Below are 16143 nucleotides of genomic sequence, written 5' to 3'. Positions count from 1 at the left end.
TCTACCGCTCCTCACCGCGACCTGGTTCGGTCGACCGGGTGCGATCGTCCGAATCGGTGGTCTCGGTGTCCGGCCGGATGTCGATGCGCCATCCGGTCAATCGCGCGGCAAGTCGGGCATTCTGCCCTTCCTTGCCGATCGCCAGCGAGAGCTGGTAGTCGGGCACCGTCACCCGGGCGGAGCGCGCGGCGAGGTCCACGATCTCGACCTTGCTCACCCGCGCCGGCGACAGCGCGTTGGCCACCATCCGCGCGGGGTCGTCCGACCAGTCGACGATGTCGATCTTCTCGCCGTTCAACTCGGCCATCACGGCGCGCACGCGCGCGCCCATCGGCCCGATGCACGCGCCCTTGGGGTTGAGCCCGGCGCGCGTGGAGTAGACGGCGATCTTGGAGCGGTGGCCGGCCTCGCGGGCGATCGCGGCGATCTCGACGCTGCCGTCGGCGATCTCCGGGACCTCCAGCGCGAACAGCCTCCGCACCAGGTTGGGGTGGGTGCGCGAGAGCGTGATGGACGGCCCCTTGGGCCCACGCCGCACCTGTACGACATAGCAGCGCAGGCGCATGCCGTGTGCGTACCGCTCGCCCGGCACCTGCTCCTGGGGCGGCAGGATCGCCTCGATGCGACCCAGGTCCACCAGGACGTTGCGGTTGTCCTTGCCCTGCTGGACCACACCGGCGACGATCTCGCCCTCACGGCCGGCGAACTCGCCGAACGTGATCTCCTCCTCGGCGTCGCGCAACCGCTGCAGGATCACCTGCTTGGCGGTGGTCGCCGCGATCCGGCCGAAGTCGTCCGGGGTGTCGTCGAACTCGCGCACGCGCTGACCGGCCTCGTCGGTCTCGGTCGCCCATACGGTGACGTGACCGCTTGCCCGGTCCAGCTCCACGCGCGCCTTGGGCAGGCTGCCCTCGGTGCGGTGGTAGGCGATCAACAGGGCCGACTCGATGGCCTCGACCAGGAGGTCGAACTTGATCTCTTTTTCGCGCTCGAGCCCGCGCAGGGCGCTCATGTCGATGTCCACGTCCTACGCCTCCTCGTCCATGGTGTCGTCCGCGTCGGTGTCGTGCTCGACACCGGTGTCCTCGTCGTCCTCGTCGTCCTCTTCGGTCTCGGCGGTCGTCGCCGAGTCCTTGCCCTTGCGGTTGAACTCGACCTGTACGACGGCCTTGGCCACCTCGTCCCAGGTCAACCGCCGCGGCGTGCCGTCGACGTCCAGTTCCACGCCCTCCGCGTCGCTCGCGCCGATCCGGCCGGTCACCGTGCCGCCGTCGTGCAGCTGCACCAGGACCAGTCGATCCGCCGCGCGGCGCCAGTGCCGCTCCAGCGTCAGCGGGCGGTCCACGCCGGGGGTGGTGACTTCGAGCAGGTAGGGCAGCGAGCCGAGCACATCGCTCGGGTCGAGCACCTCGGAGACCGCGCGGCTGACCTCGGCGACCTTGTCCAGGTCGACGCCGCCGTCGGCGGCCACCATCACGCGCAGCACACGCCGCTTGCCGGCGGGAGTGAGGGAAACCTCCTCGAGATCCACGCCCAGGGTCGATACCACCGGCTCCAGCAACTCCCGCAGCCGGTCCAACGTGGTGGTGCTCATCCGGGTGACTCCTCGGCTGCGTGTGCTGTTGTCTTAGGTGCGTCGACCGCCGGAGGGCGGGTCGGAGAAGGACAACAGTATCCGGTCCGGGAGCCATCTCGCGCACGTCCGCCCGGGGTACGCGGGTCGACCGCCGGATGTCCGGCGGGCTCCACGGGCCCGGCCATGCGGTAGCGTCCGACACGGCCGGAGGCGGCACGGACATCACGGACGAGGTTCAGGAGCGGGACGCATGCGCGACGCGGGGCCGACGCGACGGGCCGTCCTCGGCGCCGTGACCGCGGCGACGATCGCCGCCGCGGTCGCCGGTTGCGACGACGGCGGGGGTTCGGACCAGGGGCGGCGCAAGGCCGACGACGCGGCGCGGGAGCGGGCGTACACGGCGACCGGGGCGCTGCTGGCGCACTATGACGCGGTGGCCGCGCGACACGCCCCGTTGGCCGAGCGGATCCGGCCGCTGGCGGTCGAGTTGCGGCAACACCTGACCGCCTTCGCCGGTCGCGCGACACACTCCGCGCCACCTCCCGGGGCCGCGCCCGACGACCTCGCCGCGGCGACCGCCTCGATCGCCGACCGGGCGCAGCAGGCCTCGGACGAGCGCCTCGTCGACCTGGACCGGGTCTCCCCCGATCTCGCCCGCCGACTGGCGGCCACCTCGGCGTGTCTGGCGGGACACGCCCAACTGCTTCGGAGCGCATCGTGAGTACGCCGCGTCCGGCCCCGTCGGGGGCCGCCGCCGTCGAGGTGAGGGCGCTGCGCGACGCGCTGGACGCGGAGCACGCGGCGGTCTACGGATACGGCGTCGCGGGCGGGCGGCTGACCGGCGCCGCCCGGGCCCAGGCACGGACCGCGCTGGACGCGCATCGCGCCCGGCGGGACACGATCACCCGGCTGATCGCCGATCGGGGTGCGACCGCGCCGCCGGCGGCGCCCGCGTACACGGTGCCCTTCCCGGTGGCCACGCCGGCGGACGCGACCCGGCTCGCGGTGTACCTGGAGGACGGGGTCGCGCTGCACCTCGGCGCGCTGGTGGCCGCGGCCGGCTCACCGCTGCGGGCGGAGGCGGCGGGCTGGTTGCGCGAGGCCGCGGTGTGGGGGGTGCGCTGGCGGGGGGCGAGTACGCCCTTCCCGGGGTTGCCCGAGGAGGGTGGTTCGGGGACGGCGACGGCGGGGGGCCGCACGTGAACGATCGGGTCGAGGTACCGGAACGACTGACGCGGACCGCGCTGCGCTGGTGCGGCGAGGAGGCCGCGCGGGCGTGGCTCGCGGGGCTGCCGGAGGCGGTCGCGGAGTACGCGGCACGCTGGGAGTTGACCGTGGAGCGGCCGATCATTCCCGGCGGCGCGCTGAGCCTGACCTTCCTGGTCCGCCGGGCGGACGACACGCCGGCCACGCTCAAGCTGGGCTTCGTGGATCGCTACACCGCACACGAGCCGACCGCGCTCGCGCTGTGGGACGGCGCCGGCGCGGTGCGGTTGCTGGAGGCGGATCCGGCACGCGGCGCGCTGCTGTTGGAGCGGCTGCAACCGGACGTCTCGCTGCGCTCGTTGGCCGAGGATCGGGCGATGCTGGAGGCCGCGGAGGTGATCCGCCGGTTGTGGGTGGCCCCGCCCGCCGACTGCCCGATCGAGCCGGTCGCGGAGCGGGCCGGGCACTGGGGCGAATCGATCCCGCAGCGCTACGCGGACCTGGCCGGGCCCTGCCCGAGGGCGCTGGTCGACGAGGCGGTGGCGCTGTGCGCCGATCTGGCCGCGTCGCAGCCGGAGGTCGTGGTCCTGCACACCGACTGCCACCACGGCAACGTGCTCGCGGGCACTCGGGCGAAGTGGCTGGCGATCGATCCGCGGCCGATGCTCGGCGAGCGGGCCTTCGACCTGGGCCCGCTGGTCCGGGACCGGATGGCCACGGTGGTCGCCGAGCCGCGGCCGCAGGCGCTGGTGCGGCGGCGGGTGACGTGGTTGGCGAACGCGCTGGACCTGGACCCCGAGCGGGTGCGCGGGTGGGCGCTGGTGCAGGCGTTGGCGCTGGGTCTGTGGTGCCTGTCGGTGGACGACCCGGCGGGCGAGGACCTGCTGTCGGTCGCGGAGTGGCTGTCCTGAGCCGCACCCCCGCGACCGGCGCGCGGCGGCACGGTCGGGCTCGGCGGGATCGGGCTCGGCGACGTCACGCGAAGGGCAGGATCGCGCCCATCACGGTGTAGGGCCGGTTGTTGCCCGGGAACAGCACCGGGCGGGCCAGGTCGACGAAGCCCAGCCCGCGATAGAGCCGGCGCGCCGGGGTCTGCTCGTCGATCGCGGAGAGCAGGATGTGCGAGCGGTCCTGGCCCCGGCACAGCAGGCCGATCAGGGTGCGGCCGATGCCGTGCCCCTGCCAGCGCGGCAACACGTGCAACTCGCCGACCACGAACGACTCGTCCAGCCAGGACCGGTGGCCCTCCCGGGCCAGGTGCGGCTCGATCACCAGGCTCCACCACTGGTCGGTGAGGTTGGGATAGCCGTAGCCGAAGCCGACCAGGCGACCGGCGCCGTCGAACGCGCCGAGCGAGCGCACCCCGGCGAAGGTCGCGTGGCGGCGCATTATCCGCTGCCGGACCGCGATCTCGTCGTCGGCGAGCCCGAACGCGTGGGCCTGTACCTCGACCGCCTCGTCCGCGTACGCGGCGAGGTCGACGACCCGGCACGTCCACTCCATCAGCACACGCACTCCATCAGAACAACACACTCATGAAGGCGCCGGTCTCGGCGAAGCCGACCCGCCGATAGGCGGCGCGGGCGGGGCCGTTGTAGCTGTTCACGTACAGGCTGGCCACCGGTGCGACCTCGGCGAGCGCGTGCCGCAGGACCGCCGCCATGCCGATCTCGGACAGCCCCTCGCCGCGCCGCTCCGGGGCCACCCACACACCCTGGATCTGGCACGCGTGCCGGGTGACCGCGCCGATCTCCGCTTTGAACACCACCCTGCCGTCCTCGATCCGGGCGAACGCACGGCCGCCGGCGATGAGTTCGGACACCCGTGCGCGATACAGCGTGCCACCGTCGCCGATCAGGGGCGAGACTCCGACCTCCTCGGTGAACATCGACACGCACGCGGGCATCACCAGATCCAGCTCGTCCGGCCGCACCCGGCGCACCAGCGGATCCGCGGGCACCTCGGCCGAGGGCCGCCCGGCGACCATCAGCGGCTGCACCGGGCGTACGTCGCGGGCGGGCCCCCAGGCGGGTTCGAGCAGCCGCCACAGACCGGCCGCCGCCTCGGCGGGGCCGACGATCGACGAGCAGCGCCGGCCCTGGCGCCGGGCACGTTCGGCGAAGGAGCGTATGGCGTCGGGCCCGGCCTCGACGGGGACCAGGTTCGCCCCCGCGTAGCACAGCGAGGTGAGCAGGCCGCCCTCGTAGTAGCCCCATAGCTCGCCGCCCAGGCGCCACGGATCGACACCGGCGAGCCGGACCCGGGACGCGACGAAGACGTTGGTGACCGGGTCGCGGTCGAGCAGCGCCTGGACGGCGGACAGGTCGGTCCCGTCCAGGACCTTGGTGGAAACCGAGCTCAGCACGTGCCTCACCATGCCATCGGGCGGACCTTGGGGAAATGCCGGTTGGTGCGGCACCACCCTATGCAGGTCCGGGCCGTATGTGCCGCCCGGGAGGCAGGGGGATCGGCGGGCGGGTCAGCGCGGCAGCCTCGGCACCCCCGGTCGGCGCGTCACGGGCCCCTCCGACGCGGCGGCGTCGCACTCGATGTCGTGCGCGGGCAGGGTCCCGTCGACGAGGTACCCCGTGGCCCGGTCGTCCACGCACGGGCCGTCGACGAGGTAGTGCCCGTGGTTGCCGTTGCCGCGCACGGTCAGCAGCCGCGAGGAGGGCAGCGCCTCGTGCATGCGCAGCGCCCCCTCGTAGGGCGTGGCCGGGTCGCCGACGGACTGGATCAGCAGCACGCCGGGCAGGCCGGCCCCGTCGATCCGGGTCGGCGGCGCGGTGTTGGTCTGCAGGTACAGGCACGCCCCGGGCGAGGCGATCGCGGCGCCGAGCGCGCCGTAGCGGGCCCGGAGTCGGACCATGTCCGCCTCGAAGACCCGCTCGTCGGCCGGGAAGGGGGCGTCCGCGCAGGAGACGGTCTGGAACACCGACTCGAAGTTGACCTCCTCGCCGGTCGCCGCCCGCCGGGACTTGACCAGCGCCGCCGGGTCGCCGGAGGCGTAGTCGGCGAGCGCGCCGGCCAGCCTGGGCCAGTCCCGGTCGGTGTAGAGCGAGCCGATGGTGAACTGGTCGAGTTCGACGCCGCCGAAGACGCCGTCGGCGGGCCGCGCCACCAGGCGGGCGCGCAGCACGTCCCAGGTCGCCAGCACCCGGGCCGCGCTCGTGCCCAGGTGGTAGCGGTCGTCGCGGTCGGCGGCCCAGCCCGCCCAGTCGCGCTGACGTGCGGAGAAGGCGCGGGCCTGGAGGAAGCCGGTCCCGTACCAGACCTCGGTCGGGTCCACCACGCTGTCCAGGAGCATCCGGTGCACCCGCCGCGGGAACAGTTGCCCGTACACCGCGCCCAGGTAACTCCCGTACGAGTAGCCCAGGATGCTCAGCCGCTCCGCGCCGAACGCGGCCCGGACCAGGTCGAGGTCGCGGGCGATGTCGCGGGTGGTCAGGTGCGGCAGCAGGTCGGGCGCGGAGGCCCGGCAGCCGTCGGCGAACGCGCGGGTCGCGGCCAGGTGCGCGGCGCGACCGGCGGGCACGGCCGGATCGGGCCTGGGCGCTCGGCCGAAGGTGACCGGGTCGGTGCAGGTGACCCGCGTGCTGGTGCCGCGCCCGCGCAGGTCGAAGCCGATCAGGTCGTAGGCCCGGCGCAGCCGCTCGGGCAGGCCGCCGGCCAGCGCGGCCATCGAGCCGACGGAGGAGGCGCCGGGGCCGCCGAAGTTGACCACCAGGACGCCCTGGTATTCGGCCCGACTCCCGGTGGCCGGCACCCGCGAGACGCCGACCCGGATCCGGGCGCCGTCGGGGCGGGTGTGATCGAGCGGCGCGCCGATGCTGCCGCAGCGTTCGCCCGGCGCGGTGCCCGTCGGGCAGTCGCCCCACGCGATCGGCTCGGTGCTCGCGCGGGCCGGTGCGGGGGCGGCGGTGAGCACGGCGGCGGTGAGCGCGCCGGCGAGGAGGGCGCGGACGGCGCGGGTCACGATTCCTCACAGGTGGTGTCGCGGCCCGCCGGGAGCGTGCCGTCGGTCAGGTATGCCGCGGCGGCGGCCAGAACGCAGTCGTTGGGCTGGAACGCGAGGATCCCGTGGTCGCCTTCGCCGGGCACGGTGATCAGGTGCGAAGAGGGCAGCGCGTCGTGCAGCGCGTTCGCCCCGGCGGGCGGGGTCGCCGGATCGCGGGTGCCCTGGACGAGCAGCACCGGCGGCAGGTCGTGGCCGTCGATGCGCATCGGGGTCCGGGCCGGCACCGGCCAGAACGCACAGGGCGCGTTCAGCCAGGTGTTGGGCCAGGCGGTGAGCGGGGCGGCGGCGTCCACGGCGCGCGCGTCGCGGTCCCACACCGCCCAGTCGCCCGGCCACGGCCCGTCGTGGCACTCGACGGCGGTGTAGATCGCGGTGCCGTTGGCGTCCTGCGCGGTGGGCGGCGTGTACAGCGCGGTCAGCGGGGCCGGGTCGCCGCGGTCCCAGGCGCGCAGAGCGTCGGCGAAGCCGGGCCAGCTCCGCGAGTTGTACAGGGTGCGCGTGGCGAGGTCGTAGAGCTCGGCCGGGCCGACCACGTCGGCGAGGGCACGGGTCCGGGCGGCGGCGAGCACGCGCGTGAAGATCGGGTCCAGGTCGGCGCCGGAGGTGTCGAGGAAGTCGCGCCAACGGCCCTGGAAGGCGATGTCCTGACGCAGGTTGGAGCCGTACCAGACCTGGTCGGGGCGCGGGTCGACGATGCTGTCCAGAATCATCCGGTCGACCCGCTCGGGGAACAACTGTCCGTAGACCGCGCCCAGGTAGGTGCCGTAGGACCAGCCGATGAAGGAGAGTTTCGGCCGGCCGAGCGCGGCGCGGACCAGGTCCAGGTCGCGGGCGTTCTCCAGGGTGCCCAGGTGCGGGAGGAGGTCGCCGGCGCGCTCGGCGCAGCCGCGGGCATAGGTGCGGGCGCGCTCGACCAGCCGTTCCTCGTCCCGCGCCGTGGCGGGCACCGGGTCGGGCCGCGGCGCCCGGTCGAAGCTCGCGTCGACGCACGAGATCGGGTCGCTGTGGTAGTTGCCGCGGGGGTCGACGCCGACGATGTCGTAGCTCTGCCGTACCGGTTCGGGCAGGGCGCGGCGGACCGACCCGGCCGGCCATATCCCGCCGCCGCCCGGTCCGCCGGGGTTGACCACGATCGTGCCGCGCCGGGCCCGCCCCCCGCCGGCCGCCGCGAGCGACAGACCCAGCGTCGTGGTGGGCCCGTCGGGGCGCGCGTGGTCGACCGGGACGGTCAGGGTGCCGCAGCGCAGTCCGGGTTCGGCGACGTCGTCGGGGCAGCCGCCCCACACGACGCCGGGCCTGCTCCCGACGGCCGGGTGCGCCGCGTCGGGACCGGGCGCGGGTCCCGCGGCGGTGCCCGCGATCATGGCGGCGATGGCCATCACGGCCACGACGATGCGTCCCACGCGCGACGCCCCTCCCCCGGGGGCGACGCCCCGATCATGTGTCTCGATGATCGGGGTCGATTACCTGGGGTCGGGGCGCATCAACGATTTGTCACTCGCGTGGGCGAGCCGATTGATCCGGTCGGGCTCGAACCGGGGTGGACCGAAGTGGACCGGCCGGATCAAGGTGGACCCGGATGGATCAGGGTGACCAGGCCCGATCAGCGTGGACCCGCATGGATCAGGGTGACCGGTCCCGATCGGCGTGGATCCGCGTGGATCCGGCCGGATCGAGTCCGCCACTCCGGATCGAACGCCGGCCGAAATCCGCCCCGGCGACGGCCCGCCCGGCGGCCGACTCAGGCGATGTCGACGATCGGCTCGCCGCTGATCACACCGTCGGCCTGCATCTGCTCGGCCAGCTTGAGCGCCTCGTCGATCAGCGTCTCGACGATCTTCGACTCGGGCACGGTCTTGATCACCTCGCCCTTGACGAAGATCTGCCCCTTGCCGTTGCCGGACGCCACGCCCAGATCCGCCTCGCGGGCCTCGCCGGGGCCGTTGACGACGCAGCCCATGACCGCCACCCGCAGTGGCACCTTGAGCCCGTCCAGGCCCGCGGTGACCTCCTCGGCGAGCTTGTACACGTCGACCTGGGCCCGGCCGCAGGACGGGCAGGAGACGATCTCCAGGCCGCGTTGGCGCAGTCCGAGCGACTCCAGGATCTGGTTGCCGACCTTGATCTCCTCGACGGGCGGAGCGGAGAGCGAGACCCGGATGGTGTCGCCGATGCCCTGCGACAGCAGCGCGCCGAACGCGACCGCGGACTTGATCGTGCCCTGGAAGGCGGGACCGGCCTCGGTGACGCCCAGGTGCAGCGGGTAGTCGCAGCGCTCGGCGAGCAGCCGGTAGGCCTCGATCATCACGACCGGGTCGTTGTGCTTGACCGAGATCTTGATGTCGCGGAAGTCGTGCTCCTCGAACAGCGAGCACTCCCACAGCGCGGACTCCACCAGCGCCTCGGGGGTGGCCCTGCCGTGCTTGGCGAGCAGTCGCTTGTCCAGCGATCCGGCGTTGACCCCGATCCGGATCGGGGTGCCGGCCGCGGAGGCCGCCTTGGCGATCTCGGCGATCTTGTCGTCGAACTGCTTGATGTTGCCCGGGTTCACCCGCACCGCCGCGCAACCGGCGTCGATCGCGGCGAAGACGTACTTCGGCTGGAAGTGGATGTCCGCGATCACCGGGATCTGCGACTTGCGCGCGATCGCGGGCAGCGCGTCGGCGTCGTCCTGCGAGGGGACCGCGACCCGGACGATCTGACAGCCGGACGCGGTCAGCTCGGCGATCTGCTGAAGCGTGGCGTTGACGTCGGAGGTCAGGGTGGTGGTCATGGACTGCACCGACACCGGGGCGTCTCCGCCGACGGCCACGTTGCCGACCATGATCTGCCGTGACTTGCGGCGCGGCGTGAGGGGCCGGGCAGGTACGGACGGCATTCCGAGCTGGATCGCGGTCATGTTCGCTTGAGTCCCGTGGGTTCGGCGGGGTAGGTCGTCGTCAACGCTACGCCACCCTCCCGCGGTACGGACGCGCCCGTACCCCTGTGCCGTCCCAGCTGTTGCCTGATCGACACACGGTGGGCCGGCAGGGCGGAGTACGGGCGCGTTTTCGACGCTAGGTCACCTTCACGGGGTTGATCAGGTCGGCGATCAACACCAGGACGGTGAAGGCGATGAAGATCGAGGCCACGACGTAGGCGACCGGCATCAGCCTGGCCACGTCGAACGGGCCCGGGTCCGGCCGCTTGCGCAGGCTCGCGATCCGGCGACGGATCGACTCCCACCACGCGCCGACCACGTGACCGCCGTCGAGCGGGAGCAGCGGCAGCATGTTGAACAGGAACAGCGACACGTTGAAGCCGGCGATGATGAAGATCATCAGGCCGACCCGCTGGGACGGCGGTACGTCCAGCGCGGCGACCTCGCCGCCGACCCGGGCCGCGCCGACCACGCCGACCGGGGAGTCCTGGTCGCGCTCGTCGCCCTGGAAGGCCGCGCCCCACAGGGCGGGGACCTTCTGCGGGATGCGCAGCAGGCCGTGGAAGGCGTTCTTGACGATGTCGCTCGTGAATTCGACGGACTCGGCCGCGCTCTGGCGCTGGATCCCGGTCGCGGGGCTGATGCCCAGGAAACCGGTGGTGGTGTACTGGTTGGGCACGGCCCGCCCGTCGCCGTCGAGCTTGATCATCTTGTTCTGTTCGAGCACCGGCTTGAGGGTGAGCTTCTGCCCCTTGCGGTCGACCACCAGGGTGACCTCGCCGGACGACTTGCGGATCAGACCCTGGAGCTTTTCGTAGTCGCCGATCTTTTGTCCGTTGAACGACACGATGCGGTCGCCCGGCAGCAGACCCGCCGCCTTGCCGGGTGCCGGCTTCGCGTCCGCGGGGCACTTGTCGGTCTTCGCGTCGGCGCTGACCACACACTCGGAGACGGTGCTCACCGTGGAGGTGGTCTTGTTGATCCCGAAGCCCATCAGGTACACCGCGAGCAGCCCGATGGCCAGGATCAGGTTCATGAACGGGCCGGCGAGCATGATGATCGTGCGCTGCCACGGCTTGCGCTGGTAGAACATGCGGTCCTCGTCGCCGGGACCGACCTCCTCGTAGGACGCCTCCCGGGCGTCCTCGATCATGCTGCGCCACGGCGAGGTGCTGCGGGCCTGGACCTTGCCCGACGCGTCAGGCGGGAACATCCCGATCAGCCGGCAGTAGCCACCGGCCGGGATCGCCTTGAGGCCGTATTCGGTCTCACCGATCTTCTTCGACCACAACGTCCGGCCGAAGCCGACCATGTACTGCGGCACCCGGACACCGAACATCTTGCCGGTGATCAGGTGGCCCGCCTCGTGCCAGGCGATGGAGAACAGCAGGCCCACGACAAAGACGACGATGCCGAGGATCGTCATGAACAGGGTCAACGGGGTTCTCCTCCGTGGGCGATGATCTCGCGTGCCCGTCGGCGCGCCCAGTCCTCCGCGTCGAGGACGTCCTCCAGTGTCAACCGGTTGCCGTCCCCACGTACATCATGCTCGCTCAGCACGGCGGCGACCGTGTCGGTGATGCCGTTGAACCCCAGGTGTCCCGCGACGAACGCGTCCACACACTCTTCATTGGCCGCGTTGAACACCGCGGGCGCGGTGCCGCCGGCGCGGCCGGCGGTGCAGGCGAGTTCGACCGCCGGGAAGGCCTCGTTGTCGAGCGGGAAGAACTCCCACGTGGCCGCCTTGGTCCAGTCGCAGCCGGCCGCCGCGTCGGGCACCCGGTCGGGCCAGGACAGGCCGAGCGCGATCGGCAGCCGCATGTCGGGCGGGGATGCCTGGGCCAGCGTCGAGCCGTCGGTGAACTCCACCATCGAGTGCACGATCGACTGCGGGTGGACCACCACGTCGATCCGGTCGAAGGGGATGTCGTAGAGCAGGTGCGCCTCGATCACCTCCAGCCCCTTGTTGACCAGGGTCGCCGAGTTGATCGTGATCACCGGGCCCATGTCCCAGGTGGGGTGCGCCGCGGCCTGCGCGGGGGTGACGTCGACCAGGTCGGCGCGGGTGCGACCGCGGAACGGGCCGCCGCTGGCGGTGACCACGAGCCGCCTGACCTGATCGGCCCGGCCGCCGCGGAGCGCCTGGATCAGCGCGGAGTGCTCGGAGTCGACCGGGACGATCTGGCCGGGCTTGGCGATCGCCTTGACCAGCGGGCCGCCGACGATCAGCGACTCCTTGTTGGCCAGCGCGAGGGTGCGGCCGGCGGTCAGCGCGGCCAGGGTGGGGGCCAGGCCGATCGAGCCGGTGATGCCGTTGAGCACCACGTCGCACGGATGTTCGGCGAGTTCGGTGGCGGCGGTGGGGCCGGCCAGGATGCGCGGCAGCCTGTACTGCCCCTTGGCGTAGCCGCGGCGCTGCGCCTCGGCGTAGAAGGCCAGTTGCAGGTCCTGCGCGGCGGACGCCTTGGCCACCGCGACCACCTCGACCCCGAGTTCGAGTGCCTGCCGGGCCAGTTCGTCCACCCGGCCGCCGCCGGCGGACAGGCCGACGATACGGAACAGTTCGGGGTGGGCGCGCACCACGTCGATGGTCTGGGTGCCGATCGACCCGGTGGAGCCGAGCAGGACGACGTCCCGTCGGGTGGGCGGCTGGTCGGGGGCGGCGAAGGGCGCGTACGGATCGGCCAGGGAGTCCATCCGTCCATTGTGGCCCGCGCCGACGGGGCGCCGAGCACAGGTCGGCCGATTGCCCGCGGCGACCGCGTTGGCCCGCGCGAATCGGCGCGAATCGGCGCGCGGGGGCCCGCGGTACCCGCCCGCCGGCCCCCCGCGCGGAGCTCAACCGACGGGTCGGTGCACGTTCTCCGCCTTGGACGGTCCCGGCGTCGCGTCGGCGATCCAGGGGCCCTCCGTGGAGACGTCGAGCACGCCCTCCTCCAGCCACAGGTAGCGGCCCGCCAGCACGCCCTCGACGGCTCGCACGTCCAGCGTGTCGGTGTTGGTCCACAACCGGCCGAACAGCTCGTCCACCCGGATCTGCGCCTGCCGGCAGAACAGGTCGGCGAGCTCGTACGCGGCCCGGCCCTGCTCGGCGTCGCGGCGGCGCAGCATGTCGGCCCGCACGCACACCGCGCTCATCGCGAACAACTCGGCGCCGATGTCGACGACGCGGCCGAGGAAGCCCTGCTTGCGCTCCATCGCGCCCTGCCAGCGGGCCATGCCGTAGAAGGTCGAGCGGGCCAGCCGGCGCGAGGTGCGCTCGACGAAGCGCAGGTGCGCGGCCAGGCTCGGCAGGCCGGCGGGGGCGAACTCGCGGTAGGACGTCGGCACCTGCCCCTTGCCGGCGACCAGTTTGGGCAGCCACTTGGCGTAGAAGACGCCCGCGTCGGCGGCGGCTTTGCCCTTGGCCTTGAGGTCCGCGTCGGGGTCGATGATGTCGCCGGCCACGGCCAGGTGGGCGTCCACCGCCTCGCGGGCGATCAGCAGGTGCATGATCTCGGTGGAGCCCTCGAAGATCCGGTTGATTCGCATGTCGCGCAACATCTGCTCGGCCGGCACCCCGCGTTCGCCGCGGGCGCGCAGCGAGGCGGCGGTCTCGTAGCCGCGTCCGCCGCGGATCTGCACCAGTTCGTCGCTGACCAGCCAGCCCACCTCGGAGGAGTACAGCTTCGCCAGCGCCGCCTCGATCCGGATGTCGCGCCGGTCCTCGTCGGCCATCCGTGCGGTCAGCTCCAGGATCGCCTCCAGCGCGAAGGCGTTGGCCGCGATGTAGGCGATCTTGCCCGCGACCGCCTCGTGTGCGGCGATCGGGCGGCCCCACTGCTCGCGCTCGCCCGCCCATTCGCGCGCGATCTTCAGCGACCACTTGGCGGCGCCGGCGCACATCGCGGGCAGCGAGAGCCGGCCGGTGTTGAGCGTGGTCAGCGCGATCTTCAGGCCCGCGCCCTCGGCGCCGATCCGGTTCGCCGCGGGCACTCGGACCCGGTGGAAGCGGGTGACGCCGTTCTCGATGCCGCGCAGGCCCATGAAGGCGTTGCGGTTCTCCACGGTGATCCCGGGGGTGTCCGCGTCCACGACGAACGCGGTGATCCCGCCGCGCCGGCCCTCGGCCTCGGGCACCCGGGCCATCACCACCAGGAGACCGGCGACCACGCCGTTCGTGGTCCACAACTTCACCCCGTCGAGGATGTACGCGTCGCCGTCCTCGGTGGGCACCGCGGAGGTGGCCAGTCGGGCCGGGTCGGAGCCGACGTCGGGCTCGGTGAGCAGGAACGCGCTGACCTCGCGTACGCAGCGCGGCAGGAACTCGCGCTTTTGGTCGTCGGTGCCGAACAGCTTGACCGGCTGCGGCACCCCGATCGACTGGTGCGCGGACAGCAGCGCGCCGAGCGCGGCGTTGACCGAACCGACCAGCACCAGCGCCTTGTTGTAGTACAGCTGGCTCAGGCCGAGGCCGCCGTACTCGGTGTCGATCTTCATCCCGAGCGCGCCGATGTCGGCGAGACCCTTGATCACCTCGTCGGGGATGCGCGCGTCGCGCTCGATCACGGCGGGGTCCACCCGCGTGGTCAGGAACTCGCGCAGCACCGCGAGGAAGTCCTCCCCCGACGGATCTCCTCCGCGTCCGCCTCGGGGTGCGGGTGGACCAGGTCGAGCCGAAACCGGCCGAGGAACAACTCCTTGGCGAAACTGGGCTTGTCCCAGTCCTGCTGTCGCGCTTCCTCGGCGACCTTGCGCGCTTCGCGTTCGCTGACAGGGGGCATGGCGGACTCCTCGCGGACTCGCAGCGGAACCGACGTTGTTACCGGCCGGTGTTACCTGCCCGTGCACGTCCACTGAATGCCGGGTGACGAGGTTTTGTCCAGAGCTATGCCACCGCCGACGTCAAGACATGCGCCGCATGCTTCCCGACACACGAAAGGGCCCGGCGGCACCACCCCAGGTGGCCGGGCCCTTCGTCGGTCGGGCCTACAGGTCGAGGCCGGTGAGCACCATCACGCGCTCGTACGTGAAGTCGGTCATCGCGTAGGTGACGCCCTCGCGGCCGACGCCGGAGTTCTTGGCGCCGCCGTACGGCATCTGGTCGGCGCGGTAGGACGGGGCGTCGCCGATGATCACGCCGCCCACCTCCAGCTCGCGCTGGGCCCGGAACGCGGTCTGGATGTCGTGCGTGAACACACCCGCCTGGAGGCCGAACTCGGAGTCGTTGACCGCGGCGAAGGCGGCGTCGGTGCCGTCCACCCGGGTCAGCGTGAGCACCGGGCCGAAGACCTCCTCGCAGGCGATGGTGACGCCCGCCGGGACCTCGCTGAGCACGGTGGGCGCGTAGTTCGCGCCGTCGCGGGTGCCGCCGGTGAGCACCTTGGCGCCGGCCTGCACCGCCTCGTCCACCCACGCCTGCACCCGCTCGGCGGCGGCCACGCTGACCAGCGGGCCGACGTCGACCGCGTCGTCCTCGGGGTCGCCGGTGACCTGCGCGGCGACCTTGGCCACGACCTTCTCGACCAGGCGGTCGTACACGCTCGTGTCGGCGATCACCCGCTGCACCGAGATGCAGGACTGGCCGCCCTGGTAGTTGGAGAACGTCGCGATCCGCTGCGCGGCCCACTCCAGGTCGGCCTCGGAGGACCAGTCGGCGAGCACGACGGCGGCGGCGTTGCCGCCCAGCTCCAGGGTCACGTGCTTGCGCGGGACCGAGTCCATGATGCTCCAGCCCACCGGGCCCGAGCCGGTGAACGAGATGACCGGCAGCCGCTCGTCCTCGACCAGCGCCGGCATCCGGTCGTTGGGCACCGGCAGCACGCTCCAGGTGCCGGCCGGCAGGTCGGTCTCGGCCAGGATCTCGCCCAGGACCAGCGCGGACAGCGGGGTGGCCGGCGCCGGCTTGAGGATGATCGGCGCGCCGACCGCGATCGCGGGGGCCACCTTGTGCGCGACCAGGTTGAGCGGGAAGTTGAACGGCGCGATGCCGAGCACCACGCCCTTGGGGATCCGCCGGACCAGCGCGTAGCGGCCGGTGCCGCCCGCGTCGGTGTCGAGGCGCATGCCCTCGCCGTTGAACCGGCGGGCCTCCTCGGCGGCCCAGCGGAACACCGATACCGCGCGGCCGACCTCGCCGCGCGCCCACTTGATCGGCTTGCCGTTCTCGGCGGTGATCAGCCGGGCGATCTCCTCGGTGCGCTCACCCAGGCGCCGGGCGACGTGGTCCAGGGCGGCGGCGCGGCGGTAGGCGGGCAGCGCGGCGAACGTGTGAGCGCTCGCGTGCGCGGCGGCGACGGCCTCCTCGATCTGCGCGTCGGTGGGCTCGGAGACCCGGCCGACCAGCCGGCCGTCGTACGAGTTGGTGACGTCGAAGGTCGACTCGCCGGTGGCCTGGCGGCCCGCCAGCCAGAACGCGTGGGTGGTGGTCACTGCTGCTCCTTC

13 protein-coding genes and 1 pseudogene are annotated in these 16143 nt (G+C 72.7%); 3 read left to right on the top strand and 11 right to left on the bottom strand.

From position 1 onward, the window contains the following. Position 1: 1 nt before the first annotated feature. On the bottom strand, positions 2 to 1024 hold the full coding sequence (nusA, locus tag B4N89_RS21335; RefSeq protein WP_078977439.1) for a transcription termination factor NusA: 1023 nt from the start codon (positions 1022 to 1024) through the stop codon (positions 2 to 4). 3 nt (positions 1025 to 1027) lie between these two features. Beyond that, positions 1028 to 1594 (bottom strand): ribosome maturation factor RimP, encoded by a 567-nt coding sequence (gene rimP, locus B4N89_RS21330; RefSeq protein WP_078977438.1) that lies wholly within the window; start codon positions 1592 to 1594, stop codon positions 1028 to 1030. A gap of 232 nt (positions 1595 to 1826) precedes the next feature. On the opposite strand from rimP, the gene B4N89_RS21325 reads away from it, so the two are divergent. The 3 genes from B4N89_RS21325 to B4N89_RS21315 are packed head-to-tail and all read left to right on the top strand — an operon-like array spanning position 1827 to position 3693. Further along, the gene (locus B4N89_RS21325; RefSeq protein ID WP_078977437.1) at positions 1827 to 2297 is read left to right on the top strand and encodes a hypothetical protein; all 471 of its coding nucleotides are present in this window, start codon (positions 1827 to 1829) and stop codon (positions 2295 to 2297) included. Then, positions 2294 to 2779 carry a ferritin-like domain-containing protein gene (locus B4N89_RS21320; RefSeq protein WP_078977436.1) on the top strand — a complete coding sequence of 162 codons (486 nt, stop codon included), beginning with the start codon at positions 2294 to 2296 and terminating at the stop codon, positions 2777 to 2779. The genes B4N89_RS21325 and B4N89_RS21320 overlap by 4 nt, the downstream gene beginning before the upstream one ends. Continuing rightward, positions 2776 to 3693: an aminoglycoside phosphotransferase family protein gene (locus B4N89_RS21315; protein WP_201260877.1), complete on the top strand. Its 918-nt coding sequence runs from the start codon at positions 2776 to 2778 to the stop codon at positions 3691 to 3693. Before B4N89_RS21320 ends, B4N89_RS21315 begins: the two co-directional genes overlap by 4 nt. 64 nt (positions 3694 to 3757) lie before the next feature. On the opposite strand, the gene B4N89_RS21310 is transcribed toward B4N89_RS21315, so the two are convergent. The 9 genes and pseudogenes from B4N89_RS21310 to B4N89_RS21270 form a co-directional block, all read right to left on the bottom strand. Beyond that, positions 3758 to 4285, bottom strand: coding sequence for a GNAT family N-acetyltransferase (locus tag B4N89_RS21310; protein ID WP_078979508.1), 528 nt, complete (start codon positions 4283 to 4285; stop codon positions 3758 to 3760). Positions 4286 to 4301: 16 nt separating this feature from the next. Further along, the gene (locus B4N89_RS21305; RefSeq protein ID WP_371863021.1) at positions 4302 to 5159 is read right to left on the bottom strand and encodes a GNAT family N-acetyltransferase; all 858 of its coding nucleotides are present in this window, start codon (positions 5157 to 5159) and stop codon (positions 4302 to 4304) included. A 102-nt stretch (positions 5160 to 5261) separates the two neighbouring features. After that, positions 5262 to 6758: an alpha/beta hydrolase gene (locus B4N89_RS21300; RefSeq protein WP_161500775.1), complete on the bottom strand. Its 1497-nt coding sequence runs from the start codon at positions 6756 to 6758 to the stop codon at positions 5262 to 5264. Continuing rightward, positions 6755 to 8203 carry an alpha/beta hydrolase gene (locus B4N89_RS21295; RefSeq protein ID WP_078977434.1) on the bottom strand — a complete coding sequence of 483 codons (1449 nt, stop codon included), beginning with the start codon at positions 8201 to 8203 and terminating at the stop codon, positions 6755 to 6757. Before B4N89_RS21295 ends, B4N89_RS21300 begins: the two co-directional genes overlap by 4 nt. Positions 8204 to 8541: 338 nt before the next feature. Beyond that, the gene (ispG, locus tag B4N89_RS21290) at positions 8542 to 9699 is read right to left on the bottom strand and encodes a flavodoxin-dependent (E)-4-hydroxy-3-methylbut-2-enyl-diphosphate synthase (RefSeq protein WP_078977433.1); all 1158 of its coding nucleotides are present in this window, start codon (positions 9697 to 9699) and stop codon (positions 8542 to 8544) included. 157 nt (positions 9700 to 9856) lie between these two features. Next, positions 9857 to 11158 (bottom strand): M50 family metallopeptidase, encoded by a 1302-nt coding sequence (locus B4N89_RS21285; protein ID WP_078977432.1) that lies wholly within the window; start codon positions 11156 to 11158, stop codon positions 9857 to 9859. Then, positions 11155 to 12417, bottom strand: a complete 1263-nt coding sequence (dxr, locus tag B4N89_RS21280) for a 1-deoxy-D-xylulose-5-phosphate reductoisomerase (RefSeq protein WP_078977431.1) — start codon at positions 12415 to 12417, stop codon at positions 11155 to 11157. Before dxr ends, B4N89_RS21285 begins: the two co-directional genes overlap by 4 nt. A gap of 141 nt (positions 12418 to 12558) precedes the next feature. After that, positions 12559 to 14483 (bottom strand): annotated as a pseudogene (locus tag B4N89_RS21275) (acyl-CoA dehydrogenase family protein). Positions 14484 to 14688: 205 nt separating this feature from the next. After that, positions 14689 to 16131, bottom strand: a complete 1443-nt coding sequence (locus B4N89_RS21270) for an aldehyde dehydrogenase family protein (protein WP_078977430.1) — start codon at positions 16129 to 16131, stop codon at positions 14689 to 14691. Positions 16132 to 16143: the final 12 nt, after the last annotated feature.

Origin of the sequence: Embleya scabrispora (assembly GCF_002024165.1) — a bacterium.
GTDB lineage: Bacteria > Actinomycetota > Actinomycetes > Streptomycetales > Streptomycetaceae > Embleya > Embleya scabrispora_A.
The sequence above is the reverse complement of the archived record's forward strand: the minus strand, read 5'-3'. Positions and strand labels throughout refer to the sequence as shown.